Source organism: Moorena sp. SIO4A5 (assembly GCF_010672005.1).
Classification (GTDB): Bacteria; Cyanobacteriota; Cyanobacteriia; order Cyanobacteriales; family Coleofasciculaceae; genus Moorena.
Map to the genome: position 1 here is coordinate 1 of NZ_JAAHHZ010000023.1, position 26,440 is coordinate 26,440.

The 26,440-nt window shown below is 42.8% G+C and carries 23 protein-coding genes, 2 tRNA genes and 1 pseudogene; 12 read left to right on the forward strand and 14 right to left on the reverse strand.

What is annotated here, in order from left to right:
* Positions 1 to 415 precede the first annotated feature (415 nt).
* The 3 genes from F6K57_RS09440 to F6K57_RS09450 all read left to right on the forward strand — a co-directional run bounded on the left by F6K57_RS09440 (position 416) and on the right by F6K57_RS09450 (position 4,019).
* The gene (locus F6K57_RS09440) at positions 416 to 1,126 is read left to right on the forward strand and encodes a response regulator transcription factor (RefSeq protein WP_293066881.1); all 711 of its coding nucleotides are present in this window, start codon (positions 416 to 418) and stop codon (positions 1,124 to 1,126) included.
* 93 nt (positions 1,127 to 1,219) lie between these two features.
* Positions 1,220 to 3,166: a CHASE2 domain-containing protein gene (locus tag F6K57_RS09445; RefSeq protein ID WP_293066882.1), complete on the forward strand. Its 1,947-nt coding sequence runs from the start codon at positions 1,220 to 1,222 to the stop codon at positions 3,164 to 3,166.
* 22 nt (positions 3,167 to 3,188) lie between these two features.
* The gene (locus F6K57_RS09450; RefSeq protein ID WP_293066885.1) at positions 3,189 to 4,019 is read left to right on the forward strand and encodes a DUF928 domain-containing protein; all 831 of its coding nucleotides are present in this window, start codon (positions 3,189 to 3,191) and stop codon (positions 4,017 to 4,019) included.
* A 679-nt stretch (positions 4,020 to 4,698) separates the two neighbouring features.
* Here F6K57_RS09450 and F6K57_RS09455 read toward each other — a convergent pair.
* The 7 genes and pseudogenes from F6K57_RS09455 to F6K57_RS09485 all read right to left on the reverse strand — a co-directional run.
* Positions 4,699 to 5,883, reverse strand: coding sequence for a transposase (locus tag F6K57_RS09455; protein ID WP_293066888.1), 1,185 nt, complete (start codon positions 5,881 to 5,883; stop codon positions 4,699 to 4,701).
* Positions 5,884 to 6,039: 156 nt separating this feature from the next.
* Positions 6,040 to 6,429: a DUF3119 family protein gene (locus tag F6K57_RS09460; protein WP_293018368.1), complete on the reverse strand. Its 390-nt coding sequence runs from the start codon at positions 6,427 to 6,429 to the stop codon at positions 6,040 to 6,042.
* 198 nt (positions 6,430 to 6,627) lie between these two features.
* Positions 6,628 to 6,714, reverse strand: a tRNA-Ser gene (locus tag F6K57_RS09465).
* 119 nt (positions 6,715 to 6,833) lie between these two features.
* The gene (locus F6K57_RS09470; RefSeq protein WP_293066892.1) at positions 6,834 to 9,194 is read right to left on the reverse strand and encodes a ComEC/Rec2 family competence protein; all 2,361 of its coding nucleotides are present in this window, start codon (positions 9,192 to 9,194) and stop codon (positions 6,834 to 6,836) included.
* Positions 9,194 to 9,673 (reverse strand): DUF4079 domain-containing protein, encoded by a 480-nt coding sequence (locus F6K57_RS09475; RefSeq protein WP_293066895.1) that lies wholly within the window; start codon positions 9,671 to 9,673, stop codon positions 9,194 to 9,196. Before F6K57_RS09475 ends, F6K57_RS09470 begins: the two co-directional genes overlap by 1 nt.
* 524 nt (positions 9,674 to 10,197) lie before the next feature.
* Complete coding sequence (locus tag F6K57_RS09480; RefSeq protein ID WP_293066898.1) at positions 10,198 to 11,079, reverse strand: hypothetical protein; 882 nt, start codon at positions 11,077 to 11,079, stop codon at positions 10,198 to 10,200.
* Between the two features lie 279 nt (positions 11,080 to 11,358).
* Positions 11,359 to 11,487 (reverse strand): annotated as a pseudogene (locus F6K57_RS09485) (IS200/IS605 family transposase); the annotation flags it as partial.
* 72 nt (positions 11,488 to 11,559) lie between these two features.
* Between F6K57_RS09485 and F6K57_RS09490 the strand changes: the two are divergent.
* Complete coding sequence (locus F6K57_RS09490) at positions 11,560 to 12,399, forward strand: SGNH/GDSL hydrolase family protein (RefSeq protein ID WP_293066901.1); 840 nt, start codon at positions 11,560 to 11,562, stop codon at positions 12,397 to 12,399.
* A gap of 129 nt (positions 12,400 to 12,528) precedes the next feature.
* Here F6K57_RS09490 and F6K57_RS09495 read toward each other — a convergent pair whose 3' ends face one another.
* The 5 genes from F6K57_RS09495 to F6K57_RS09515 form a co-directional block, all read right to left on the reverse strand.
* Positions 12,529 to 13,857, reverse strand: a complete 1,329-nt coding sequence (locus tag F6K57_RS09495; RefSeq protein WP_293066904.1) for a DUF2330 domain-containing protein — start codon at positions 13,855 to 13,857, stop codon at positions 12,529 to 12,531.
* Between the two features lie 40 nt (positions 13,858 to 13,897).
* Entirely contained in the window at positions 13,898 to 14,911 is a 1,014-nt protein-coding gene (locus F6K57_RS09500; RefSeq protein WP_293066907.1) for an RnfABCDGE type electron transport complex subunit D, read from the reverse strand.
* A gap of 106 nt (positions 14,912 to 15,017) precedes the next feature.
* Positions 15,018 to 15,155, reverse strand: a complete 138-nt coding sequence (locus F6K57_RS09505; protein ID WP_293018377.1) for a hypothetical protein — start codon at positions 15,153 to 15,155, stop codon at positions 15,018 to 15,020.
* Positions 15,156 to 15,289: 134 nt separating this feature from the next.
* Complete coding sequence (locus tag F6K57_RS09510; RefSeq protein WP_293018379.1) at positions 15,290 to 16,201, reverse strand: alpha/beta hydrolase; 912 nt, start codon at positions 16,199 to 16,201, stop codon at positions 15,290 to 15,292.
* Between the two features lie 219 nt (positions 16,202 to 16,420).
* Positions 16,421 to 17,146 carry a hypothetical protein gene (locus tag F6K57_RS09515; protein ID WP_293018507.1) on the reverse strand — a complete coding sequence of 242 codons (726 nt, stop codon included), beginning with the start codon at positions 17,144 to 17,146 and terminating at the stop codon, positions 16,421 to 16,423.
* A 925-nt stretch (positions 17,147 to 18,071) separates the two neighbouring features.
* Between F6K57_RS09515 and F6K57_RS09520 the strand changes: the two genes are divergently transcribed.
* The 6 genes from F6K57_RS09520 (at position 18,072) to F6K57_RS09545 (ending at position 22,727) form a co-directional block, all read left to right on the forward strand.
* The gene (locus F6K57_RS09520; protein WP_293018381.1) at positions 18,072 to 18,593 is read left to right on the forward strand and encodes a GNAT family N-acetyltransferase; all 522 of its coding nucleotides are present in this window, start codon (positions 18,072 to 18,074) and stop codon (positions 18,591 to 18,593) included.
* A 63-nt stretch (positions 18,594 to 18,656) separates the two neighbouring features.
* A tRNA-Pro gene (locus F6K57_RS09525) sits at positions 18,657 to 18,730 on the forward strand.
* A 255-nt stretch (positions 18,731 to 18,985) separates the two neighbouring features.
* A complete protein-coding gene (locus F6K57_RS09530; RefSeq protein WP_293018383.1) occupies positions 18,986 to 19,753 on the forward strand; it encodes a Tic22 family protein in 768 nt (255 codons plus the stop codon).
* Entirely contained in the window at positions 19,750 to 20,697 is a 948-nt protein-coding gene (prmC, locus tag F6K57_RS09535; protein WP_293018385.1) for a peptide chain release factor N(5)-glutamine methyltransferase, read from the forward strand. Before F6K57_RS09530 ends, prmC begins: the two co-directional genes overlap by 4 nt.
* 102 nt (positions 20,698 to 20,799) lie before the next feature.
* Entirely contained in the window at positions 20,800 to 21,402 is a 603-nt protein-coding gene (locus F6K57_RS09540) for an L-threonylcarbamoyladenylate synthase (protein WP_293018386.1), read from the forward strand.
* Between the two features lie 353 nt (positions 21,403 to 21,755).
* Positions 21,756 to 22,727: a HAMP domain-containing sensor histidine kinase gene (locus F6K57_RS09545; RefSeq protein ID WP_293018387.1), complete on the forward strand. Its 972-nt coding sequence runs from the start codon at positions 21,756 to 21,758 to the stop codon at positions 22,725 to 22,727.
* On the opposite strand, the gene F6K57_RS09550 is transcribed toward F6K57_RS09545, so the two are convergent.
* On the reverse strand, positions 22,687 to 23,157 hold the full coding sequence (locus F6K57_RS09550) for a GNAT family N-acetyltransferase (RefSeq protein ID WP_293018389.1): 471 nt from the start codon (positions 23,155 to 23,157) through the stop codon (positions 22,687 to 22,689). The genes F6K57_RS09545 and F6K57_RS09550 overlap by 41 nt on opposite strands.
* A 344-nt stretch (positions 23,158 to 23,501) precedes the next feature.
* Between F6K57_RS09550 and recJ the strand changes: the two genes are divergently transcribed.
* Complete coding sequence (gene recJ, locus F6K57_RS09555; protein WP_293018391.1) at positions 23,502 to 25,553, forward strand: single-stranded-DNA-specific exonuclease RecJ; 2,052 nt, start codon at positions 23,502 to 23,504, stop codon at positions 25,551 to 25,553.
* Between the two features lie 186 nt (positions 25,554 to 25,739).
* On the opposite strand, the gene F6K57_RS41950 is transcribed toward recJ, so the two are convergent.
* Positions 25,740 to 25,874: a photosystem II reaction center protein Ycf12 gene (locus tag F6K57_RS41950; RefSeq protein WP_008178400.1), complete on the reverse strand. Its 135-nt coding sequence runs from the start codon at positions 25,872 to 25,874 to the stop codon at positions 25,740 to 25,742.
* A 201-nt stretch (positions 25,875 to 26,075) separates the two neighbouring features.
* Here F6K57_RS41950 and F6K57_RS09560 point away from each other — a divergent pair, with 201 nt between their 5' ends.
* A complete protein-coding gene (locus F6K57_RS09560; RefSeq protein WP_293018393.1) occupies positions 26,076 to 26,429 on the forward strand; it encodes a YkgJ family cysteine cluster protein in 354 nt (117 codons plus the stop codon).
* Positions 26,430 to 26,440: the final 11 nt, after the last annotated feature.

Sequence of the window (26,440 nt, forward strand, 5' to 3'; positions counted from 1 at the left end):
CACCCCCCACCCCACACCCCACACCCCCCACCCCACACCCCACACCCCACACCCCACACCCCACACCCCACACCCCACACCCCACACCCCACACCCCACACCCAGTAAGGTTTTTAAGGCTGTTTATTACCCCGTCAGAAAATATACACTTTTCTGTATATCCTATTCAATGCACCTCCGATACTATAAGTAAAGACAGTATCAGGAGGTAAAAAAGTGATGAATCAACTTATAGCGTTTATCGCAGTTATGAGGTACGCTTCTCAACCTCAAAGTCCCCCTTAATAAGATAATGGGGGATAAATTTGTACCTGATGGGATATAGAATTGCTATATATTAAGCCTTGCCCTGGTGTCAGCCAACAATTTTTAAATTTTGTGTATTTAGCTAAAACAAACTATAGGATAAGATGATATGGTCAATGCCAGCTCTGATCGATTAACAATCAATCAAGATTTACCCAATACCAGTAACCTGAAGATTTTAGTAGTAGATGACCACCAACTCATTTTGAAAGGAACAGTCAACGAGCTAAGCCAACAGTATCCAGACGCAGAAATAGTCAAAGCACAAACCGCACAACAAGCTCAAGAGGAAATCGCTAATTCTCACTTTGACCTTTTGGTGATGGATTTGTCTATACCAGAAAAGCCAGGAATGAGTGCCGAAATTGATACTGGTATTTACTTACTTAAGAAGTTACTACAAAACTATCCCCAACAGAATTTCCTGGTGCAAAGCAGTCATGTCAAGACACTGGTACGAATAAAACATGAGATTGATAACTATGAAGGTGGCTTTGTAATTGCAGAAAAGGAACTTTCGGAATCGGAAATGTTACTCAGGGTTGACTTAGCACTAAAAGGAGCAACCCATACAAGAGATATTAAAACTGGATTGGAACTGAAACCAGAATGGTTAGACGTCCTGAAACTAGCTTCTGAGGAAGAATTGACAGATAAACAAATCTCTGAGCGCATGTATAAATGTGAACGGGCGGTGCGTACCTATTGGACGAAAATTCAAGATGTTCTCGGTGTTTATCCCCAAGACTGCAAGCAAGAAGGTAAGAATATTCGGATTACAACCCTGAATCGAGCCAGAGAAGAAGGACTAATTGATTAGTTTGTGAAGAATTAAACTAGTTAAATCATTGTGTTGGCATAGATAGTTTTAAACATTGATAGATAACCAGAAACACTATTAAATACTTGTATTATGGATTTTGTAGTTTTCAGTGTCAATTGTCATAGGGTAAGTAAAATTAGAAAAAAATTTAACACAGAAATTGCCATATGGCGACAAGCTGCACTTCCAGGAATAGGAGTTATCATAGTAGTGGTTATACTACGTTTAATAGGTTCACTGCAATTTTTCGAGTGGATGGCCCTTGATACTTTTTTACGTCTTCGTCCTGGGGAACCAACAGATGATAAGGTTGTAGTTGTTGGTATTAACGAAGAAGACATCCGCAGTATCGGACGTTATCCCATACCAGATGGAGAAATCGCTGAACTGATCCAAACAATAGAAGAGTATCAGCCAATTGCTATTGGTCTTGATATTGTTAGAGATATACCTATTGAGCCAGATCATGCCAAACTAACAAAAGTCTTTCAGCAACACAAAACTATCATTGGGATTGAAAAAATATTACCACCCGAGCAAATTCCTCCACCTCCAGAATTACCGAAACAGCAAGTGGGGTTTTCTGATCTGATTGCAGATCAAGATGGTCAATATAGACGTTATTTGCTTTGGACTCCATCACCGCAAAACCCCCACAATCTCGATGAAGACAAATATTCCCTATCCCTGCGCGTCGCACAAGCCTATTTATCTGCGCAAGGGATTAATATAGAAACGGGTATCAGTGATCCTAATACTATCAGGTTTGACACCAAAGAACTCCCTCGCTTTTTACCTAATTCTGGGGGATATATCAGGGGTAATGATAGTGGATTAAAGATGTTAGTTAATTTTCGGAGTGGCAAACAGCCCTTTACTATTGTATCACTCAAAGATATTCAATCTGGCCAACTAGACCCGAAATTATTTCATAACCGGATTGTTTTTATTGGCATCACTGCTCAGAGTGTCCCTGACCGTTTTAATACTTCAGCAGTTGCTGGTTCCTATGCAAAAATTAACGGTCATATTTATGGTGTAGAATTTCATGCTCATGTTAGTTCTCAGATAATTAATGGTGTTTTAAATAACAGACCTTTTTTAAACGTTTGGTCTGATAAATGGGAATATTTGTGGATAATCATCTGGGGTGTTATTCCCATGATTATCGCTCGGATAACTCAATCTCTATGGAAAAATATATTAGCTGTTGGTGCTAGTAGTTTTGCTTTAATTGGAATCACATATTTACTAATTGTATGGGGATGGTGGGTTTCTTTAGTACCAGGTTTGTTAATTTTAGTAATTAATGGTTTGGGACTAAGTGCGTTTGCATTTTATCAACATGACCAGGCTTTAAAGTCTCAAATTAAGGAACGTCAACGTACAATAAAACATACATTTGATCTTATTCATGCTGGTCCTCTACAAACATTAGCCCATGTGTTGAAGCATCTGCGAAGTCAAGATGCACCACAAGAAGAATTACTATTGCAATTAGAGAAACTCAATCATGAAATCAGAGAAATTGGCGAGTATCTGAATCTAGAAGCACTAACTACAAAAGAAAGTATAAGATTAGGAAGTGGTTTAAAGTTAGAGTTAAAACGTTCTATTCATGAGCTTTTTTATCAAGTATATACCAGTACATTGGAACGTGATGACTTGGAGTATTTAAAAACTATGAAGGTAAAAATCCGTGCATTTGATCCCATTGATGAAAAATACTTGAACCTTGAACAAAGACAAGAACTATGCCTATTTCTCGAAGAAGCTTTGTGCAATGTTGGAAAACACGCTAAAGGAGTAAAACGTGTCGAAGCTACTGGTAAAGAGAATCAAGGGTGGTACACTTTGAGCATAAAAGATAATGGTTCTGGTATTTCCTCATTAACTGAAAGCAAAGGGACACAGTTACTCAAAAATGTTGCGAAAAGTTTGGGAGGTGATTTTAGACGTGATTCTCTTTTTCCTAAAGGAACGTTATGTGAACTAACGTGGCAATTAACAGATTATAAAAGTCGTCGTAAACAATAAAATATTACAATCTCCGAATAGTATGACTACTCAAGGTTTAGGATTCCTTAACAAACCTATTAATTACAGACTAGTAACTAGCTGTACCCTCAGTTTGTTACTATTGTTTGTGCCATCTGCTATAGCTGAATATAGACCACCTGATCGAGAACCTGCTAGTGACTCTTCCGACACTACTGCTCGTTTTACACCACGTGATCGAGAACCTGCTAGTGACTCTTCCGACACTACTGCTCGTTTTACACCACGTGATCGAAAACCTACTAGTGACTATTCCCGAACTGGAGGTCCTAGGGGATGTCCAGGTGAAGCAATACCCCTGACACTCCTGGCACCTCAGACTTATGTTGGTCAAACCGCTTCAGTGCATCCCACTTTTGCTGGCTTTGTTTCCAGTTCTCATGAAATAGAGTTTAGACTGTTTGAGTTTGAGTCGAATAATACACTTAAACAATTGGGTAGTCCCATTAAAAAGCAAACTCAACCAGGAGTTTTTCAGCTGTCTTTACCAGAGAATCACCCAGGATTAACGGTAGGTAAAAAATATTTGTGGCAGATCGCAATTCGTTGTCCAGATGGTGCTATAGTCGAAAGGGCAGAATTCAGAGTTGTAGAGTTGCCAACACAGATAAAAAGAAGGCTATCTACTACAGTTAATAGTTACAATAAAGTAGATATCTATGCTGGGGCTGATTTTTGGTATGAAGCATTTACAGAAGCGCTAAAGTTGGCGCAACCTGGAAAAATGGGACAGCTTGGTTCCAGTTTAGTGGAAGACCTCACTAAGTCTGAGTTAGAAGAAAATGCGGATAAAATTAGGTGGTTGGAGGAAATTGTAAATAGGGATAAGTGATAGCTAGCGTTTTTTAATTATGTGAGGTACAAATTTTTGGGTTTTAGGGAACAGGGAACAGGGAACAGGGAACAGGTAACAGGGAACAGGCAAAAAAACCGGTGTACCTCATTATGAAAAAAAACGCTATAGCGTTTATCGCAGTTATGAGGTACAGTCTTCTTTGACGTTGATTCCCAGTCTTGATGCAGCGCATCGCTATTCCCTATTCCCTATTCGCTCTTCTCTCTTCCCTGTTCCCTGTTCCCTGTTCCCTGTTCCCTAAAATCTAGAAATTGTTTACCTCATAGCTATGATAATTGCTATATCTACGTTTTACAACCAATTCCCAATCATAATAAACGGTGCCCAAAAATAAGGATTATCATATTGGTTANCGGATCACTTGACTGTGTGGCTTTAGCTTTGTCATGGTCTGATAGGGTCAGAGAAATGGGAGGAAGGTCGGGAGCTTGAGAGTTATCCCTAGGAGTAGCCCTATCCTGATTTGGCAAATTTGACTCCTGTGAATTATATAATCCCTTAACTGCTTGGTTTTTATCTTGCTCTTGTTCTGGGTTTTGTGGGTCTTCGGAATTCATTTAAACTGATTTCTTAATAACTTATTCACTAACTACCTAACCTCTACTCTATACTTTGAGGTAATTGACACTCCCCACGGTTGTAAACCGGGGGATTCTTACTTCACAGATTCAACTTGCTCAACCAGGTCGGAACCAAGAAAAGTAGAGGCCAAATCTCCATAAGCGTTTAATAAGGTTTCGGTGTGCCCCACCGTACCCAAGGCTGTTTTGAGGATATTGATTGCAGCATTGTGGTCTCGATCCAACTGACAACCACACTTACAGACGTGAGTTCTAGTTGAGAGCGACTTTTGAACCACTTCGCCACAATCAGAACAGTTTTGGCTAGTATAGGCAGGATTTACTGCGACAGTTATCCTGCCAAATTTATTGCCAAAATACTCTAGCCATTTTCTGAATTGATACCAACCTGCATCATTAATAGACTTGGAAAGACAGTGGTTCTTTACTAAGTTTTTAACTTTTAGATCTTCATAGGCCACCAAGTCGTTAGACTGGACTACGCAACGTGCAAGTCTCTTTGCATGTTCCTCACGCTGCCTACTTATTCTAAGGTGTGTTCTACCTAGTTTATTAATGGCTTTTTTGCGGTTGGCAGAGCCTTTATTTTTTCGGGATACTCGACGTTGATAGAACTTTAAGAGTTTTTCACCCGTTCTGTAAAATCTAGGATTGGGTTCAGCTAACCCTTCGGAATCAGTATAAAAGTCTTTTAGCCCGACATCTAAACCAATAGTATTTCCTGTTGCTTCTAGTTGATCGTGGTTGTCTACTTTAAGGCAAAACTGAACATAATACCCATCAGCCCTTTGGACGATCCGAACCCGCTTAATTTGCTTATTGTCGAATCGCCACAAGTCCCAGGTACCCTTGAGTCTAACCTTACCTATCCCTTTTTTATCCCTAAATACAATCGACTTCTGATCAGGGGATAATTTCCAACCGGATTGCTTATATTCAACGGAGCGACAATGCTTCTTGAATCTGGGATAACCTTTTTTGCCTGGCACCTTCTTCTTACAGTTGTCATAAAAGCGTTTAATTGCCCGTTCTACGTTTTCTACAGAAGCTTGACAGGCATGACTATTGAGTTCTTTTACAAAGTGAAATTCATCTCTTAACTGAGTGTTATAGCGATAGAGTTCTTTCTTGCCGATACCTCGATTGTCCATCCAGTATCGAAGCACTTTGTTTCGGACAAAACGAGCTGTCCTGATCGCTTCATTTATTGCTAATTTTTGAGGCTCTTTTAGGACAGCCTTGAACTCCATAACCAACAATTAAAATCACCTCCTTAGGTTATTTACATTACTTTACTTACTATCATAGTCGATATTATAACGCAACAGTTCCCAAACAGTTAGGGAATAAATTCCTGTTCGGGCTAACCCCATAAATGGAATTTAGGTGCTTGCGCCCTCATGGTTTTCGGTCAGTTAGATTTTAGGGAAGTGTTCTTCTAGGCAAGTTCGTAGCAGCTTTGGGTCAAAGAGAATTGGTATAAAGTGAATGCTTTTGACTTCTGAGAAATAAAACAAAATCGGTACTGATGTCCAGAAGATTTCCCAATTTTGCCATTCCTGATAAGGAAAACGCCGGATCAGGGTCTCGGAGCGATAAATATCCAAGGCGGTTTCAGTAAATTGCAGGCGTATGGTTACGGCCTGAAACAACAAGAACAACCCAAACAATGCGATCGCTAAACTTACCCAGGGTTGTATGAGCACTATTGTCACTGCAGCAACAATCAACACTATAGGCAGTGTATAACTTGGAGAGAGTTCAACGGTTGATGTTGATTTTGGAGAATAATCAGCAGAAGTCACTTCGCTTAAATCCCGAGCTGATAAAGATGAATCAATATATGAATATAATTTAATTCTAAGCCTATATTCCCAACTTCTTCGATCTTCCCAAGTTCTTCTATGGGATTTAACGGGATGACAGTTACCTGATCTTACCTACTACCAGTATCTAGCACATCCCTGAGTAAGATTGACCAAAAATTCAGTTAAATCCCTGTACGGAGAGGGGGGGATTCGAACCCCCGATGGCTTTGACACCATAACAGATTTCGAGTCTGCCACCTTAAACCACTCGGACACCCCTCCATGATCTAATCAAGCCGCACCCCAGACTTCATCTGAAATTTGAACACAAAACCCTGGAATTTGTCAAGCCTTCCTTTTAAAACTCGCCTGTTGCTGGGTGGTCAATGATGGAATCACCATCAAGGAACATCAATGTCTATCTCAATATCTTCAACAGTAGTCTTAAAACCACCATCCGGTGTCCACTGGATAGCACCATCACGGCCTGTCCAATAGAGGGTCATCTTAGCATTGCGCATTAGCTTCGCCGTGTAGGAATCCACTACATTCGATGATGCGATCGCAATTTTTGGCTGCAGGGCATCGAGGAATTCTGGCCTCAGACTTTTTCCCGACCACCAAAGTACTTGTAGGTCAGGGAAACTGATGGTTTTGGCTAACTGTTTTTGGACGCCTGGTTTGAGATCTCCTAGGAGTAACCAATTTTGGTCAATGATGCGCATCAGCAACACTGGTGGTTCAGTGTTGACTAATTCTATTGATGTAGAGCCAAAAGAGAGTATTTCACCCACTGGAATTGGTTGGTAGTTCGCCTCCCTAGAGGCTACTGCACTAGCGATAGAGTTACGGGTGACAATATCGTTCCAATTTTGAGCCTGAGACAATGGTCGTTGTAAATCAGTATTATCGTAGAAGGTCTCGATCGGTAAACTACCTAAAACCTGAACCCAACCACTTCTGAGTTGGGGCTGCTTGTCTAGAGCAACCGCCCAATTAATATGATTGATACCTTGCTTTTGCAGAAAAGGCAGCACTGTAAACCTTACTGTATCAGGGTTGCCACTATTGACCAACGTTACTTGTCCCTGGTCTTGAATCACTAAAATTTGGTCATTTCCTGTAGCTAGCACTGTAACTTGAAACAATTTTGACGCTTGTTGCCATTGGGGCAACACCACCACAGTGACAGCAACTAGACTAATCAGCCACCAACGAGGATGTAACCATTTAATCAAGCAAGCTAGAGCAATTAGCCCGTAGAGGAATAACAGTTGCCCTAGGGAAATTTTGCCCACCGCTACAGAACTTCCTGGCAACTGATTGAAAAATTGCACTAGTCCCATCAGTCCATGGGTTGGGTAATACAGTAACCAAGCCAGTCCACTTCCTGCTGTTGGCCAAATTAGTCCTGCCAAGGCGCTGACAATTCCACCCAAAGTGATTATAGAAATTAGGGGTGTAGCAATAACACTAACTGGTATAGAGTAGCTGGCAACAACTTGAAAAACATACAGTTGCAGGGGTAGAGTCCAAACTGCTGCTGCAATTGGCACAGCAACTAGGGATGCGATCGCAGGTGGCAACCAATCCAAACGTTGGATAATCTCTGGTGCAGTGATTAGTAATCCTAGGGTGGCCAGAAAGCTCAGCTGAAATCCCAAATCCCAGATCCACAAAGGATTAAATAGGAGTAACAGTGTTGCTGCTAACAAGAGTGACCCTAAAGGCTTCACTTTCCGTGCCGTCACTAAAGCAATTAGGGCACCTACCCCCATCAGAGCCGCCCGCATTACCGATGGCTGTAGTCCAGTTAATGCCACGTAAATTAACAGTACACTCAAGCTAATACTGAACTGCTTTCCTTTGCTTAAACCCCTGGTAACGGCTAAGACAAAACCCAACAGCAAAGATACATGGAATCCAGATGCTGCTAAGGTATAGGCTAACCCAGCCTGAATAAATTGATCGCGGATATCGTAGGGCAAATCAACAGCACGACGTCCTAAAACCATTGAACTGACTAACGGACCTGTGGGAGAGCCTAAAAAGCGAACTTGGGAACGGATAATACGTTGTCGCAGTCTCCACCATCCCCAGGGTTTGCCAATAGTTTCCTCATCAAAGTTTATTTGACGCCCACTCAAACCAGCAAAAGCCCCTTGACGAGCAAGATAGGCTCCAAAATCAAAGGCTCCGGGATTAGTCACTGGCTTGGGTTTATATAAAACCCCAGTTACGCTAATTATCTGACCTGGGTATAAACCAGTTCCTTGAAGTAATGGCACAGTTACATACAACTTGCCTGTCACTCCTTGACTTATCGCTCCCCCATCTTCGCGACTTTCAATTTCAGTTAACTGAGTAGCTTGTAACCAAAATTGTGTACGCTGATTTCGGGTCAGGCGAGGCATACTCTCCACTTTGCCTTCAACCTTAAACAGTTGCTCTGGAGCAATGCTATTGGTTGAGGGGACATATTCGCTAATGTCATTCAGTTCTGGTTGTGGTACCCGCAATTGAAAATAGACCACCGCCAAGGCCGAGATTAGTCCTGCTGCTACCCATAATCTTGGTTTTGGTCCTGTGCGCCAGAACCTGGGGAATGCGATCGCAGCCACTATCCCTGTGACAACCAATCCTGTTACCAAAGCTCTGTACTCTTGCCAGGGAATCTCACCAGTCGGTAAGTTGAGAATCCCTGTAGAAAGTAAGCCGAGAATATAAGCAAGACTTATTACTGTACCACTGGCAGGCTTCATTAGATCGATAAACCTAGCCTTAAGCCCAAAACAACATGAAGCAATAGCAGGCAAAGTGGCGTACTTCCTAAGTAAGCATGAACGCTACGCATCAATGCTTTGTTCCCGCCAAAGCCAGTCAAGGCAATCACCCCATTAGCAGCCAGCAAAATCAGTACGATAGATCCTGTCCAAAAGTGTGGGCTTTCTAGAATTGGTTGATACTGCATTACTAGAGACAACACCCCACCCGTGTAGCCACCTGCGATAAAAATGAACATCCAGGGTGCTATTTTTCGATGATCACTGCGACTCTGTAGTGCTATTTCAGGATCAGATACTACTCGGCCACGCCATCCTGCTATTCCCACAAAGCTACCCATAATCAATACCACAATTCCCATCATCAATGGGTGTCCCCAATGCACCACTGGCTCAGGAATACCTAAAATCCTAAATTGGTTAGCAATTGGTTCTAACAGCTGACTGAAATTTCCCACCGGTGTAAAACTATCCTCTCGATTAAGGTTGACCTAGCTTAAGTAACCATCTTTGTAGCATATTCAGAATTTGATTGGGCAAGAAACTCTCAACATGCCCAGATAGTGATGTTTAGATTCCTTGACACTTGTCTCAAACGAGGAAACAGAAAATTCAAACACTCGCAGCTCAACGTGAACAAAGGCTCACACCAGATCCTAGAAGACTGGTATGAGCCTTTGCTTGTCCCTAGTGCCAAGGAGACGCAGGGCTTTAGCCCCAGGGCAAAGCCATCTAAATTTTTTTTGACAAATGACTAAGACTATGGATCGAATACTTGAAAGTACACCGCTAAGGGGATCTCCGAGAGATACCCATTTGTTAGAGGGCGATGCGGAATATCCGACACTACGGGAACGCTTACTAGCTGATTATTGAAAATAAATTAATCACCCACATTCCGCACCCCGCCACTGTCACTATTGTTTTTGATTAGGATTACCCTGGCCAATTTAAAACTATTATATATCAAAATTAGTATTTACTAATTTTTTTCTGTCGCTAACGTAGCTTTGGAGTTTTTTTGAGCAATGCCTTTACTATAGACAAGCCAGGTAAAGATGACTAATCCAGCTTCGGTTCCTACTAAATCGTGAAGGATATGAAATAAAGCATTGAAAGTCACTTGTGGATCAGTATAGGGATTCCCTCCAAACTTATCTAGAAGAAACACAAACGTTAAATTGACTCCAACTGAGAAAATTGGTAAAAGAATAATTTTCCAATCTTGGAGTATTTTATAGCCTCGATAGGTCAACACACCCAAAACTATAGTAAGTGCAATATAAATAGGAATCTTAAAATTATCGTTACCGGCTTTATAACCTAAAGGGTACAAAATTGAAACAACTAACAGACTAATCGCAAACACAATATTAATTAAATTGGTTATTATAGTAGTCTTTTCCACTAAACCATCGGCCCACAGCGCAAATGCTGAAATCAAGAAAAAGTAAAACATGAAATTCAGCATCGTAAAATCGTTTTGATAATACCAGCATTGGGTGACATGCCAACCAATTTCTGAAGCGATCGCCACCATCACAAAAGCTAGCCCCAGTTGAGACGCAAAAATACTTCTCGATGGCAGTCCTAAGTTTTTTAAACTGTTGTAAAAAATTCTCATCGCCAGAGGGATGATGGCAAAAACCAGCACGTGGGTGATAATTAATCCCAGTTTCCAACCATCGACTATACAGGTTCTAGAGGGGTCTGTCGGGGATTCTGCGATTCCGGGCAATGTGGCGAGAATATAGCCAAATCCAGCTAAACCAATTAAGAAGCAGAGTGCAGTAAACCCTAAGTTAGTAGTAAAAATCTTGCCATCGTTATTTTCGTGGGATTTAGTAAATTGCTTTGAAGACATTCATACAGCTCCTGCTCATAGACAACTAAAACAAATCGCCGAAATCCCTGGAGGAGTATCCCCACAGCCTAATACCAACTACTAATTCTCTCACAATAACTATCCCTGGAATCTAATAGTTAAGATAAATTTTAGGTTATCATTGATAAATGTTAAGTAACCATCAAATTTATAATGATTGCGTTACATATCTTTGTTAATATATAGATTGCTTTACAAGTGTGATGGGTAAATCCCCTGTACTTTAGTCGAGGGATATAAGCGAACAGATAAATTGATTCATCCGTGATGGGGGTCGCTAATGTACACTAAAACTTTCTGAGTGCTAATCTTGCCAGTGGTGTCAAACATATACGAAGGTGTCCATAAACTTGGCAATCTCAACAGGTCTGGAAATTATTGTCTAAGCAATAATGATCTTCGTAATTGGTTTGTTCATTGCTGTTACTGTACCTCACGCTTACTAGGAAACGTTATAGTATGAAGCAAAAATTTTACCCAAAATTGACCTTAATCGCTGCTTATTGCATCAGTCTATTTGAGTTTTATACCACTGCAGAGGCGCTCACCATCGATCAATGGTCTCTCAAGATTATGCCTTTAGGAGACTCAAACACTCGTGGTAAAGCATTGGATCGAGCCGGATATCGAGATGACCTGTGGGCCTTGTTTAAAGATAATGGCTATAAAGTAAATTTTGTCGGTAGCGCTACCTCAGAAAATCCCGAAATAGTTTTAGGGCAAAAGAACACATATGTGTTTGATCAAGACCATCAAGGGCATGGGGGATTTGCCATAGCTGGTGTTGGAGCATCCAATGCGTGGTCGGATTTAAACTCCGAAATAGAAGATTGGCTGAAGCAAGCAAGACCGGAGATTGTCTTATTAATGGCTGGAACAAACGACATCCTTTTTCAGAATGAAAGCCCTGAAGATACGGTCAATGAAATGATTTTACTCATTGATAAAATTCTCGCCTGGTCAGATCAGGTATATTTGTTTGTCTCTTCAATTCCCCCGATTAACCCCTCTGCACTTAAAGATGGTACTATCAAGAATCAGAAAGCAGATAAATACAATAATCTATTGGCAAATTTGCTGACAGTAGAAAGTTATAAAAACAAGAACATTAGATTTGTTGATAACCGCAATCTATTCACCCCTGAACACATGCTTGAGGATGATATTAACCTAACCCCAGAGGGTTACAAAAAGTTGGCTCATGCTTGGTTCAAAATGATGCTCGGCATCGGTACCAGGGAAAAGCAAGATAATATTCCTATAGATGTTCCCGTTGAGATCGAGATCTATAGTAATTGAGAAAAAAATCTGTAGCTGTTGAGACTACAAAATCCCTCGCTATGATCACTTCCGGTAGGGTTTGCTCATTGCTGTTACTGTACCTCACGCTTACTAGGAAAGGCTATAACAAGTAACGATTTCTATAGTTTACCAAAGATGTCTCCACCAAGGAATAGGCTTAACATCAGGAAAATCGATTTTATTGCGGATTTCATCAATATCCCATCCAGTCAACTTAGCTAAGGTTTGAGCTTCCTGTTGCAATCGTCGATTTAAGGATTGTTGATAGTCAACTCCTGCCTTACAGCTCATCTCCCCAGTAAACGGATGACGAAGGATATATCGTCCCTGAAACAATTCACGATTGGACGTTTCCTGGAATATCAAATCTTCTGGGAAGGTATCACGGGTATAGCGAACATGGAGGCGAGTGATATAAACATTATTATTGGGTCTTCTATTGGCTCTTCCCGAGTTTAGCCAAAAGACACCTGATTTCCGGAGCTCTTCCCAATTGAGGGGGTTAGCTGAACATGGGTCACAACTAGCCATATTCCAAGCATATTCAACAAAAGCTACTTTTTTCCCTTCACTCTCGTAAGCAGTTTGGAACATAGCAGTGTAAAAATCACCAAACTCTGTTTTGACAAATACCGGAATTTCAGTATTAGAAGGAATCTTCACCGTGCGGTAGTTTGTAATTTCAGTCTGACCTCGGGGTGATAAGACATAGACAATCAGGTCTTGCTCACCGGTAGCATTCATCATCCCTAAGCGAATGGGCAGCATAAATCGGGGAGACTCGTAAGCCATCTGGAGGGGTCGCAACCGTTGGTAGGCAGTTTTGTCAAATTCCTCCAGATTGACTTTGGCAACGAAAAATTTCATATTCTGGCGGATGTAGGGTCGCAATAGCCGATTTGCTCCCCGTGGAATTTTGTAACCGTTGCGTCTAAGCCAGGTTTCTAAACCTCTAGAGTCCTTAGCACTGAGGATAAGAATGTTATATTCTCCAACTGAGAAGCGCTCTTCTACCGTGACACCTAAAGCACGATCATCAGTATTCCTTGCCCTTGTGCCACTTCTTGGACCACCTAGCCGTGGTGCTGCAGTTTCGGGATACTTTCGGTTATCGGCACAGGGGTCTGGGTCAAAATATTCCACTAGTCGAGGTGCACTAAACTGATCGAGGCGTTCAATAATCTTAGGGTCACCTACATTCACCTGTTCTCGCTGAAGCACCACAGGAACTGGGACAACCATAGCAAAGTCTTTAACATCTCCTTGATAGTCATTTGCCATGGTTAAAACAGTGCGATCGCCATCCCGAGCAATTACCACTTGAGAGGACTGGTTATATAGTTGAGTATCAGCTTTGGCGACATAAAACCCACAAAAACCCCAGGCTTTTTGTGCCAAGCACAAACTCACGAAAACCGTTATAAAAATAGTACTTATAACCCGAATAATTTTCATTTTTATTAATTTTTTTGTCTTTAACTAAAGTTACTTAATGTCATTCAACAAAGTCACTATCATCCCAGGAAAATCTCGTAGATGACCAGATAAAATCCAAAAGTACGCTCAAAGGGGATAGGGCAAACAACGCCCAGAAAATAGCAGTAGGCATGAAGAATTGATTGCGCAATATAAAAGTGAGTAAGGCAATACACACCGCCCAGAGCAATCGACTAATCGGTGCATTAGGGATTGAGCGAGGGTCGGTTAGCATAAATAGGGCAAACAGTAAGAAAGACCCACTCATCAACCGATGGCAAAATACATCCCAACTCCAGCCAAGCCAGAGATTTCTAATCCCTTCTAAAACGGCATAAGCACCCAAAAACGCTGCCGTTGTATCCCATCGTCCTACCCGTTTTAACACCATACTCCCAGTGCCCGCAAATAATAGACCATACCAACCATCATCCCCCCACTGTCCGGGAGAAACCCAAGCATCATTGGTTAGGATAAGAACAGCAATAATTCCAAAATTGGCTGGATTAAAAAAATGCTTGCCCTCAACTCGGAAAATAAATTTACTCAAAATTCCTAGGGAGCCAGCTAAAACAATAGTGCTATAGTTATCAGCTCGCAGCAGAAGACTCAAGCTTAAAGCTGTAATCATAGCACTTTTTAGGGAAGGGGATTTGGGAGAACTGGCGATAGTAGCATCATTATCCTGGGGGCAATTTGGTTTTTTTCTCAGCAGATTAAGAATTGTTTCTAAGGTTTGAATTTTGCACCATTCAAGGGTAGTTTGGAAAAAGGGTTTCGGATTAAAACCCAAAGGGAGGCAAAGGAAAGGGAGGCCAAGGAAAGAGAGGCTGAGGTCCCCAGAGTTTTTGATTGCGGATCTGTGTTTGGGGTTTGACCAAAGAAATGCTGCTAACCACTGAGTTAGTAGGCAGCTGACGATTACAACTAGAATCAAGTCTGGTCTTAGTGTCCAGTCCCGAGTGCTGATGCCCAAGACTAGGAAAATGGAGAGAAACAGAATTTGATTGTTTCGGGGGTCTTGTTGCCACATTATCTACGGATTCTGATCCGACTTTTAAAGTAATCAGGGCGCTCTGTATGGATCAGGTTTAACACAAAAAAAGACGCTAACTCTACCAAGACTAATGCCAGAGCGGTCAGGAAATGTTTACCCGCTGCCAACACCAGGCTACGGGAGCGATCGCACCATACTGTACAAATGCCTTTACAAATGCCTTTACAAATCCCTTTACAAATGCTATATAGCTACTATTTTTGAGTGGTTCATCGGGCATGATATCAAGTATAGTGGTCAGTTAACCATTACCCATTACCCACTCCCCTCAATTATTCCATCATTAATGGATAATTCTCTAGGTTATAAATTAAGAAAATTTTAGTTAGATGGCCAGATAATTGCCAATTGTAATTAACTATAATTAGCCAAAATTTGACGAATTTGATCATCAATAGTCTCTGGTTTCTCCACCATCGCCATATGTCCACATTCACCAATTTCAATCACATTGTCCCCACAGGATTGAAAGAGACTGTGAAAACTAGCAAGATGACGCACATATTTCGGTTCCATTACCTTATCCTGAGTACCAGCAATGAAATAAACAGGTTGTTTGAGTCGGAAAACCACCTGAGGTAAGCGATGCACCTCGGCTTCTGTGGTGGAATCTAGTAACGTCCTCAGTGCAGCTTCCGCGTTAGCAGTAACAAAATCAATAACCCGTTGACGTCCCCATTTCCGGGCAATAGGACGCGCTACCTGGGCCCGGGTAAACAGTAAGTCCAGTAAAGGGACATAACACAACCAACGGGGACGACGTTTTACCAACTGCTCACCAGCCAGCCGAAAGCGCTCAAATTCTTCTTTAAGATAAATCCCACCACCAGCATTAAGACAGATTACCCCTTGAATCCTCTGAGGCAGCAAATAGGCACCCCATATAGCAATGCTACCCCCTAGGGAATGACCAACCAACCAAGCCTGCTCGATTCCCAGTTTTTCTAGCAGGATGCCCAAGTCCTGAGCGTAGGCCGCTAAGGTATAGCGGTCAGTGGATGAAGCCGTAGTCTCAGGAAATGGTGATTCCGAGTCGGGGTTCGATGTTGAGCTTTGAGTGTTATGAATTTGGGACTGGGATTCACCGAATCCGCGCAGGTCATAGATCAGACACTGATACTGCTGTGACAACCTATAAATTAGAGGTTGCCAATAGCTACGGCTTAACAGCCAGCCGTGGATGAAAACTAGAACAGGGCAGGATGATTGAGTAGGAGGTGTTAATTCGTAAGTATGGGATACTCCTAGGATGTTAATGGTTGCCATACCTTGATCTTATCGAAGAATTAACAGGATAGGAAATTAGTCAGTGATTTGAATCACATCTTGTTTGTCCTTACTTGATAAAGTAGGCAGGGTGATGGACTTAGGCACCAAGAGCCTTAAAGCCCGGTTTCTGGTTATAAATCAAAGGCTGAAATCGTTGTAATTACGTTAATAAAGTGGGTTTGCGGCATAAGTCCTGTGCTTGTCACCCCTTGATGACTAAAACACTTGACCTAGTAATCGCCGCCGAATACTTTCAGCAATTTTTTGACCTAAATAATCGGGAATCAAGTTTCCGTTAGGGCCTAGTAGGTAAAGAATCAGCCGGGTTCGTCCCCGCCACACCAGCAAGTTGGCATTGACCACCAGTAAATCCTCTTGCCATATGGCGTACATAACTTTGTAAAATAATCCAGGTTGGTTATTTGCCTCAATTAACAGCGCTGGTAGATGAAACACTGGGTCTACATAAAATTCTGTTTCTACCTGCTTCAAGCCAGCATCGAGATTAAATTCCACTGCCAGCATTTGTTCCACCTCAAAGCGCCCTGCCAAAGCCTCCCTCAGGGCACGGCAGACATTTTCTGAGGTTTTGTGGGTCAGCGCTTTCCGGTTACGAGACACCACCAGTTTCATAAATACCAGCATTGGGGCACTAATTTGACCATAAAGACTGAGACTGTGGATAGTCAGTCCATAGGCAGTCAGAACCCCAAAAATGTCACTGAGCAGAAAAGACTCATTGCGGTAAGCAAAATGCAGGACACTTTTTGAGCCTTCTGGTTTGATCTCAATTACAGCATGTTTGCTTTTATAGAGTCGGTAAGCCAGTCTGAGGTTGTGCAGTTGGATCTCACTACTGACAAACTGTTCATAGAACTTAGGAAACGCTCGGTTGAAGCGTTTCAGGATTTCTTGTTGGGATGATTTCCAACCCACAGTGATCGATAGGGGTAGGTGGCTATTCTTATTTATCAAAAGGTGCGACCCGTGGCGAATTAAATTCGCCAAGTAAGAGCGCACCTGAGCTTTTTGAGTTAACACAACCCGGATTGCTTCTAGGGAGACTTACAAAAATACTGATAAAAGAGCCTTAAATGTATATATAGATAGAGTTTAACATTGATTTGCTTGATTTATTGATATATATGGCTTTGAGCCCCCAGGCAACAACAAGTGCGGATCTGATTCATTTCTGATCAATCATGCTGATTAGCCTAGTCTAACTAATCTTCCCCAACTTCCCCACCTTCGGTAGCTTGCCGACTTTGATTGTCTTGATGCAATAGCGAGTGGTTTTGGATCTGTGTGTTAAGACATAACCGCCGGATGGGGGAGCCTTATTTCATGTAACTTAAAATTATTACTCATAGCCTATCGCTTATAAAGGCTCCCCTCTCCTTACGGTAATTCAAAGGAAACCTGCGTCCGCACCGCTGTTTGCCCCGTAGAAACCACGCCAGTCGCTCATGGTGGGAACCCCCTTTGGCCGCGCTGGCTCCCTTTGACCGCGCTGCATCGCTTGTTGATTTTAGATTCGCCTAAGGGCTCAAATGTGTCCCCTCCGAAGAATCTTACCCTGTCTTGATTCAGCGGGGTCTTGAGGGAATGCTAGGATAGGAATTTAGATAGGAGGCTTAATTGTGGTATTATCATTTGCACAAAGAATTAGTTTCAGATCAAGGTAGGTCGGGTATGATAGTTTTCCTGGTGGAGTAAAACCAATAGATCAAATATCACTTTCTGTTTTTTGAAACATTTAAGTCTGGCTCTGGTTGACCGAGACCCAGAACGTCTGAGCCGTCAGGGAAAGAAGACCATTACCAGTCCAAGTAGCTCACAATTATGATAACGCCACTGTCACACCTGCATGGGTTTTTGGAAAAGCTTCTTTAGCAGTTCTGACACTGCTTTGCCTCAAACACGAACTGAAGGAGATACCGTAGAAGGTGTAAAATATCGCACCGACGGTGCCTCACGGGTATTTTTCAGTACAACACGGGAAATTGACCTGTACGAATTGGAAGAACTTTGTGATGCTGTTGGTTGGTCTCGGCGTCCTTTGCGCAAAGTTAGGAAAGCCATTCAGCATAGCTTTTTGGTTACTTCTATGTGGTACCAGCGAGGTAACACGAGGCGCTTAATTGGCTTTGCCCGTGCCACTTCTGATCATGCTTTCAATGCCACAATCTGGGATGTAGTGGTTCATCCAGATTTCCAAGCCAAGGGACTGGGTAAAGCTTTGATGAGATATATGATCAAAAAATTGCGCAGCCAGGATATTAGCAATATCACCTTATTTGCCGATCCTCAAGTAGTAAGTTTTTACCGTAAAATGGGATTTATGCCTGACCCAGAAGGTATTAAAGGCATGTTCTGGTATCCAGATTAATCTCGAGTACACACAAAGTGCCAAAAGTGAGTTATAGTAGTTATACTACTTAGAGGTAGCATCCGGGATGTAGCGCAGCTTGGTAGCGCGCCTGCTTTGGGAGCAGGATGTCGCAGGTTCAAATCCTGTCATCCCGATTAGAAATTCATCAGTCAGTCAGTTAACCAGTCAAGACACTAGGTTAAAGTCAGTGGAGCTTGATAAGATTCAGGTGCAGAGGCATTAAACGCCCCCAATCAGCTAAGTTGACATGCCACGTCAAGCTATGATCGACAAGAATGACTTGAAGATCTGCTTCTACTGGAGGTTAGTGAGGTGCGTTCAGATCTCTCAGTCAGCAGGGTATTCTAGTTGTAACAGGCTCTTCTTCGTTAAAATTAGAGGTAATTTCTATGAAATCATTGTTCCGTTGGGGCACAACATTAAGTTTAGTAGGGAGTGCCTTACTAGGCTCAGTGACCGCAGAAAATTTACCGGCACTAGCTCTGACCGAAGAGCAGGTAAGAGAAAAGTTGAGACGTGTCCCTGTATTTGCAGTTACTGATACTAAAGGTTCGCCACTAGTAGCCTCAATTCCAGATCAGCAAGATCAAAAGAAGACTACCTCAGTGGCAGGTGTGTTTATTAGCCAAGGAGATGCTAATGCCTTTGTACAGCGTTTAAAGCAGCAAAATCCTGAACTAGGTAGCAAGGTACAAGTAGTGCCTGTATCTTTGATGGAAGTTCATGAGCAAAATCAAAAGAATCGCACCGTTCCCGATGGTTTAAATTTTGCCTACATACCAAACCAAGAGCAGTTAAAGCAGGCACAAGCGATCTGGAACCAAAATGGTCAAGAAAAAAAGCCATTTCAGGGGGTACCGCTGTTTGTGGCAAAAGAAGCTAGCAATAGCGGATACCTAACCATTCAACAAAATGGGGTCTCATCAATTCCGTTCTTTTTTAACAAAGAACAATTGCAGAGTATAGTGAACCGCTATAAGCAGCAAGACCCTAACTCCCAGGTTAAGATAGAAGTAGTGCCTCTAGAGGGCGTTATTCAAACCTTACAGGAGAGCAATGATCAGCAGCTAGAGAAAATCGTACTAGTGCCATCCCAGGAATCCATTAAATTTTTGCAAAGTTTGCCCCCAAATCAAGGCCAACGTCCAAATCAATGATTATGGATCAGCGGTGGGTGGTCTCGGGAAAAGAACTCTGGCAGTGGCGTCAAGATGCCTGCAAGTCTGCCACCGAGGCAGGTGTTCCTACAGCCGAAGTGGACTGGTTGCTAAAGGAGGTAGCTGAGCTTGACCCATTAGTACTGCGCTTGGAGTCATGGCAACAGTGTTCCTTTTCAGGGAAAGCCACTGAAAACTCAACTATTCAACTTTCCCAACCTCTAGCTGTACTAACCCAACTCTGGCAAAGGCGTATCCATCAGCGATGCCCAGTTCAATACCTAGCTGGGGTTACTCCTTGGCGTCATTTCTCCTTGAGAGTTTCCCCAGCTGTCCTGATTCCCCGCCCAGAAACTGAATCCCTGATTGATTTGGCGGTCAATGGTGTAGCTATGAGCTCTACACCTGACTTATCATCAGGACACTGGGCGGATTTGGGCACTGGTAGTGGAGCGATCGCTTGTGGACTGGCAGAGGTATTTCCCCATGGGAAAATTCATGCCGTTGATTGCACTCAAGAAGCCCTTGCCATTGCTCAACTTAATGCTCAACAGTTGGGCATGGCAGAAAAAATTAAGTTCTACCATGGTTCTTGGTATTCACCTCTAGAAGCCTGGAAAGGTCAGTTAAGTGGTATGGTGGCAAATCCACCTTATATACCTAGTAACTCCCTCAAACAGCTACAACCAGAAATATACTACCATGAACCCCATATTGCCCTCGACGGTGGCAGGGATGGTCTAGACTGTATCCGACAGCTGATTGAGATGTCTGGGGATTATCTGCGCCCAGGCGGTGTTTGGTTAATTGAAATGATGGCAGGACAAGCGGACAAGGTTGTTCAACTACTACAAAACCAGGGCAGTTACTCTCAGATTCAGATATTTCCCGATTTAGGAGGTATTGACCGCTTTGCTCTAGCTTATAGGAAGTATGAAGTATAAACAAGGTATGGATGAATGCCAATAGGTAAAAAGCTTTGGATAATTTCCGCAAGCTTTTACCTTTAACGTTATAGCTTCTTCTTTTTAGTGTGCTGGTGAGCAATGACCCAAGTTTCTATGGCTACCCTGATTTCCGGGGCTCTCTCAGGTAAGCTGGTAAGTTTTCCGACAGATACTGTACCAGCACTAGCAGTGCTACCGGACAAGTCAGAGTTGGTGTTTGAGGCAAAGCGGCGTCCTCAAGACAAACCTTTGATTTTGATGGGGGCATCTCCTAAGTCTCTTTGGCCATATGTTCAAGGTACTTCCTCACAGAGGTCGATTTGGGAACACATGGCTCAGAAGTATTGGCCAGGAGCATTAACATTGGTTTTACCCGCTTCAGATAAAGTACCTACCGTTATGAATCCTTCTGACCCGACTACTATTGGGGTGCGTGTGCCAGCTTCCAGGATAGCGATCGCAATTTTGTCCAAGACTGGTCCGTTGGCAACTACCAGTGCTAATTACTCAGGCGAGCCACCTTTGCAAACCATGGCAGCGGTTGAGGTGCAGTTTCCCGAGGTATTGACGCTCCAGCCAGCTGAGTTAGAAGCTATCAAACCAGACAAGATTGGCGTCCCGTCTACTGTTGCCAAATGGACAAGCAGTGGCTGGGAAATTTTGCGTGCTGGAGGGATTCAATTAGACGATTCAAAGTTTTAATCCTTCTACTCACCTTTGAAAAAAACTAGCTATCCTTAAAAAGATCTGACAAAAAAGTATGAAGTTTGAATTGTGAAGGAAGTCTGAATTGTGAAGGAAGCCTGAATTGTGAAGGAAGCCTGAAAACGTTCTATCGATTGGTTACTTGGCAACAGGTATTTTTTTTAGCCTGGTTGCCTACCCAACTCTACCCTTGTCGATTAGCAGCAGTACAACCTTCAACCTTCATTCTTTATCCTTCAATTTTTTTAGGTGCGCTTTCCGTTGGCGAATTAAATTCGCTCAAGGTGCGCGCCTCCTAGGCCGCGAGCAATCCCTCGCGGCCTAGGATCGCACCAACGGGCTCGCACCTTTTGACGTTTTTAGTGTGGCAAGACTTAATAAGCATGGGTGAGACGGATCTGATCTATTTGCTAGTAGGCATTGGGTTAGGAGTTATGGGGAGTCGCTTCAGGAAATTTTTCCATGAAAGCACAAACTCAAAGACCTCTGGATGCCATCAAACTGATGCTGAAGAAATCCAGCATCTAAAAGAGGAATTCAAGCAAAATGAATTGGCTTACCAAATGGCAAGGGAAATGAGCCAGTTTAAAGCCGGATTTTTGGCACGAACTTCCCACGAGTTGCGATCGCCCCTGAGTCGGTTGATTGGTTTACATCAGTTGATTTTGTCGGATCTCTGTGAGTCTCCAGAAGAAGAGAGAGAATTTGTGAAGCAGGCTAACGCCTCTGCCCATACTATGGTCAAACTGCTTGATGAGGTGACTGCTGTAGCTAAAACTGAACACGGTACTAACGTTTTGGAGATTTGCTCAGTCCCGTTGAAGCAGCTGTTGGAAGACCTCGATCGTCTCACCCATTTGCAAGCTGCCAATCGCAATCTCCACCTGGAAATAGTTCCACCTGACCCCCAAATCTATATTTTAGCAGATCCACGGCGTTTTCGACAGGCATTAGTAATGATGGTAGATACTGCCATTACTCAGATAACCAGTGGTCAAATTAAAGTTTGGACTGCACTGTCCTATAAATCTGAAACAGTTTCCATCTGGATTGATATGCCCTGTGCCATCAGCTGTTGGGCTGAAGCTGTTGATTTATTGCAATTACCTCTAGATCAATCAAAACAGCCCAGTGAAACGGTATCCACTTCATCTGGACTGACCTTGTTGATGATTCAAACACTCCTGGAAGTGATGCAGGGGCGTATAGAAGTATTAGCGGTCCCCAGTGAAGAAGCTCAAAATGATGCCTCTGCTGAGAATCTTACCCGGTTTCATGTTTCTATACCCCAGGGGATTCCTGAGATTGTAGAGCCTTACTAGGGACTAGAGTAGCTAGAGGCTTATTGTACAAGACCATTGTGGTACTGGAGTTCAGCTCAAAACCAATGCGTTCGTAAAAACTTTGTTGATGGGTGGTCATCAGATAAACTCTCTCTACTCGGCTCATCTGAGGATGAGAGAGTGCGGTTTCCACTAGCTTACGCCCTAGCCCAGCCCCTCGATAGTCTGGGTGGATAACGACATCCCAAATGGTTGCCCGATAAATTCCATCAGAGGTAGCTCTGGCTAATCCAATCAGCTTCTGGTTATCCCAGACACTGATGACAGGATCACTGTTAGCGATCGCAACTTGCCAATCCTCGATTTTTCGGTCTTTTGCCCAAAAAGCACCTAGGTTAAACAATTGTTGTAGCTGGTAATAGTCGATTTTAGATTTGCGATCGCAAAACTGAATATGGCGGTAGTCCATAGTTGCAAAAGTTCCTTCTGATTTTGTTAAACGTGCCTTTAAATTGACTTAATTGACTAATTTTATTCGGGAAGAAGTTTAATGAAAATTTTTTAATTTTAAATAGGGTTCATATCATGTACTATTGACTACTTTTAAATAATATAAACCAGGGAAAATTTTCTGATTAATTAACAATTTAAAATTGAAAATTAATCAGGATTAAACGGGTTTGCAGACAGCTGTTCAAGATATATCTATCGATAGCTTATCTCTGGCTTGGCAAACCCAGGGATCTGAGTATTACAAAATGTTAAGATTATAACTGATTGTAATTATCTCAGTCAAATCCAATAACTGATCCCATGGGTGATAGTATGGGCTATTGTTGTTCGATCACGACACCTGTGCACAACCACCTCTCACCCACCCCATCCAAACCCCATCCCCAATTGCCTAATCAGCGTTGGGAAATTGCCCCCCTCAAAACTGAACAAGCTAACCAACTCGCCCAAGCTAGAGGCATTTCCCCCCTAATCGCTCAACTCCTTATTAATCGGGGTATTGAAACCTCTGAACAAGCGCAGGTTTTCCTCAATCCCCTATCTCAGGTGATGCCTGCACCAATTGATGAATTTCCCGATTTGGCAATTAGTGTCGAGATGCTCACTGAAGCGATCGCAAATCAAGAAAAAATCGCTATCTGTGGAGACTACGATGCTGATGGCATGACCAGCACGGCTTTGTTACTCAGAGCATTACGCTGGTTGGGGGCGGATGTAGACTACGCCATCCCGAGCCGGATGACAGAGGGTTATGGCATCAATACACGGATTGTGGAAGAATTTGCGGAGGAAGGGGTGGGTGTGATTTTAACGGTTGATAATGGTATTGCTGCCCATGAACCTATCGCTAGAGCTGTAGAACTGGGAATAACGGTTATTGTAACTGACCACCATGACCTACCTCCAGAACTTCCAGACGCTGATGCCATTCTCAATCCTAAGCAATTGCCGGAAGAGTCACCCTACCGAAGTTTAGCTGGTGTAGGGATAGCTTACATTTTAGCTATCTGTCTAGCACAAGAACTGGGTCAACTCAAAGGCTTGACGCAACAGCTGTTAGAACTATTTACTCTGGGAACTATTGCGGATTTAGCCCCTTTAACGGGGATCAACCGACGTTGGTTAAAGCGAGGCTTAGGGTTATTGCCTCAATCTCAATTAGCAGGAGTTCAAGCATTAATCGAGATAACTGGGGTTAAAGATGACCAAAAATCCCTTAAGCCGGAGGATATTGGATTTAGACTAGGACCAAGAATTAACGCTATTGGTCGCTTATCGGATCCCCAAATTGTAATTGAACTGCTGACGACTACTGCACCCGAAGTAGCACGTGAGAGGGCAATGCAGTGTGAAGAAGTGAACCAACGGCGTCAGCAATTGTGTGCTGATATTGAACAAGATGCGATCGCATTTATTGAAGACACTGGAATAGATTGGCAACAGAAGCGAGTATTAGTGATTGTCCAACCGAATTGGCATCATGGAGTGATTGGCATTGTTGCCTCCCGATTAGTAGAGCGCTATGGTGTCCCAGTCTTTATTGGAACCTATGAAGACGACGACCAACAACACATTCGCGGTTCAGCAAGGGGCATAACTGAATTCAATATTTTTGAAGCCTTAGAGTTCTGCAAAGAGTTACTGGGCAAATATGGAGGACACAAAGCAGCTGGCGGATTTTCCCTACCTGCTGAGAACTTAAGCGCTTTTGAAGAATCCCTTAGCCGTTTTGCCCATCAATCTCTAAAACCTGAACACCTCAAACCCCTAGTTGCTATCGACGCTAGCCTAGAATTCCCTCAAATTACCTCTAACCTCTACCAGCAATTAGATCTGCTTCACCCCTGTGGCATTGGCAATCGGGATCCTGTCTTTTGGAGTGCCAATGTCCAAATCCTTGAGCAACGAGTTGTTGGTAAGGGACACATTAAGCTTACCTTGAATCAGGACAATCAACCAGTCACGATTCAAGCTATTGCTTGGCGTTGGGGGGAATACTTCCCTTTACCTAAACGAGTAGATATTGCCTACAAGTTGCGAGAGCATCATTGGGAGGGCAACACGACCATTGAGTTAGAGTTAGTGGGTGTCCGTCTACCCGTAGTTACTAGTACCTCAAGCCCCAAAAAAGCAGAATTTTATTACAATCAGCGCCGCTACACCTGTAGCCTTTGGGAATCTTTAAATGAACTAAGGATTAGAAACCCGGAAGGGAAAGTCCTAGCGATTCAGAAAGGACAACGCATTGGACTTTTGGGTACTAAACGGGAAGATGCTAAAGAAGTTAATGTCACTAAACCTCCTTACTACCCCTTGATCAAAGCAGCAACTCGTGCGTTGGGACTCAGCTAAGGAGTTGAAAGTTGACAAGTTACAGGTTGCTGACAAGTTGAAAGTTAACAAGTTATAGGTTGCTGGCGAGTTGAAAGTTAACCAGTTACAGGTTGCAGGTTTTCTACTGAACCTTGGCCAAAAGGCCACGCGTGCGCGTTCAACCTTCAACCTTCAACCTTCAACCCCGTCACCTTCAACCCTCTATTAAAGGTCGCCTCTAAGAGCATATAGGGCGAAAATGACCACTGGACCAGCAATCACAACAGCTGCCAGCATAGTCAACTGAGCAATCAATACCCAATCGATGTTACCTATAAAATCTAAAAAAGCTAAATACATGTGTTCTCCAGAATTAACCCAACAAAGCCGATGGTGACTAATCACAATCCATCCCTTAGATATTACTGGGTAATGATCTGTTTTTTTTAAGTAAGTTTACAAAAATATACAAAACTCAACGGCAAGCCTGACCACACCTATCACGGGTGAAAACTCGCTAAGCTAGATCTACTTTAAGTTTGTAGCTCTTTTTTCAAAGTCATGGCCACTTGGAGTTGTGTAAAGCAATGTGGCGCTTGCTGTCATCTTGACCCAGCTGAGCGTCCAGGATTAGAGGAGTATCTGCTACCAGAAGAGCTAGCGCTATATTTGAGTATGGTAGGTGAGGGGGGATGGTGTATAAATTTCGACCACACCACCCGTGAATGTCGTATTTATCCCCATCGACCTCGTTTCTGTCGGGTGGAACCTGAGGTATTTCAGGATATGTATGGGGTGGAGGAAGCAGATTTAAATGATTTTGCCATTGACTGCTGTTTGGAGCACATTGAAGCACTTTATGGAGATTGCTCTCTGGAAATGCTGCGCTTTGAGCGGGAAATATGGAGGGAATAGGGAAAATCGAA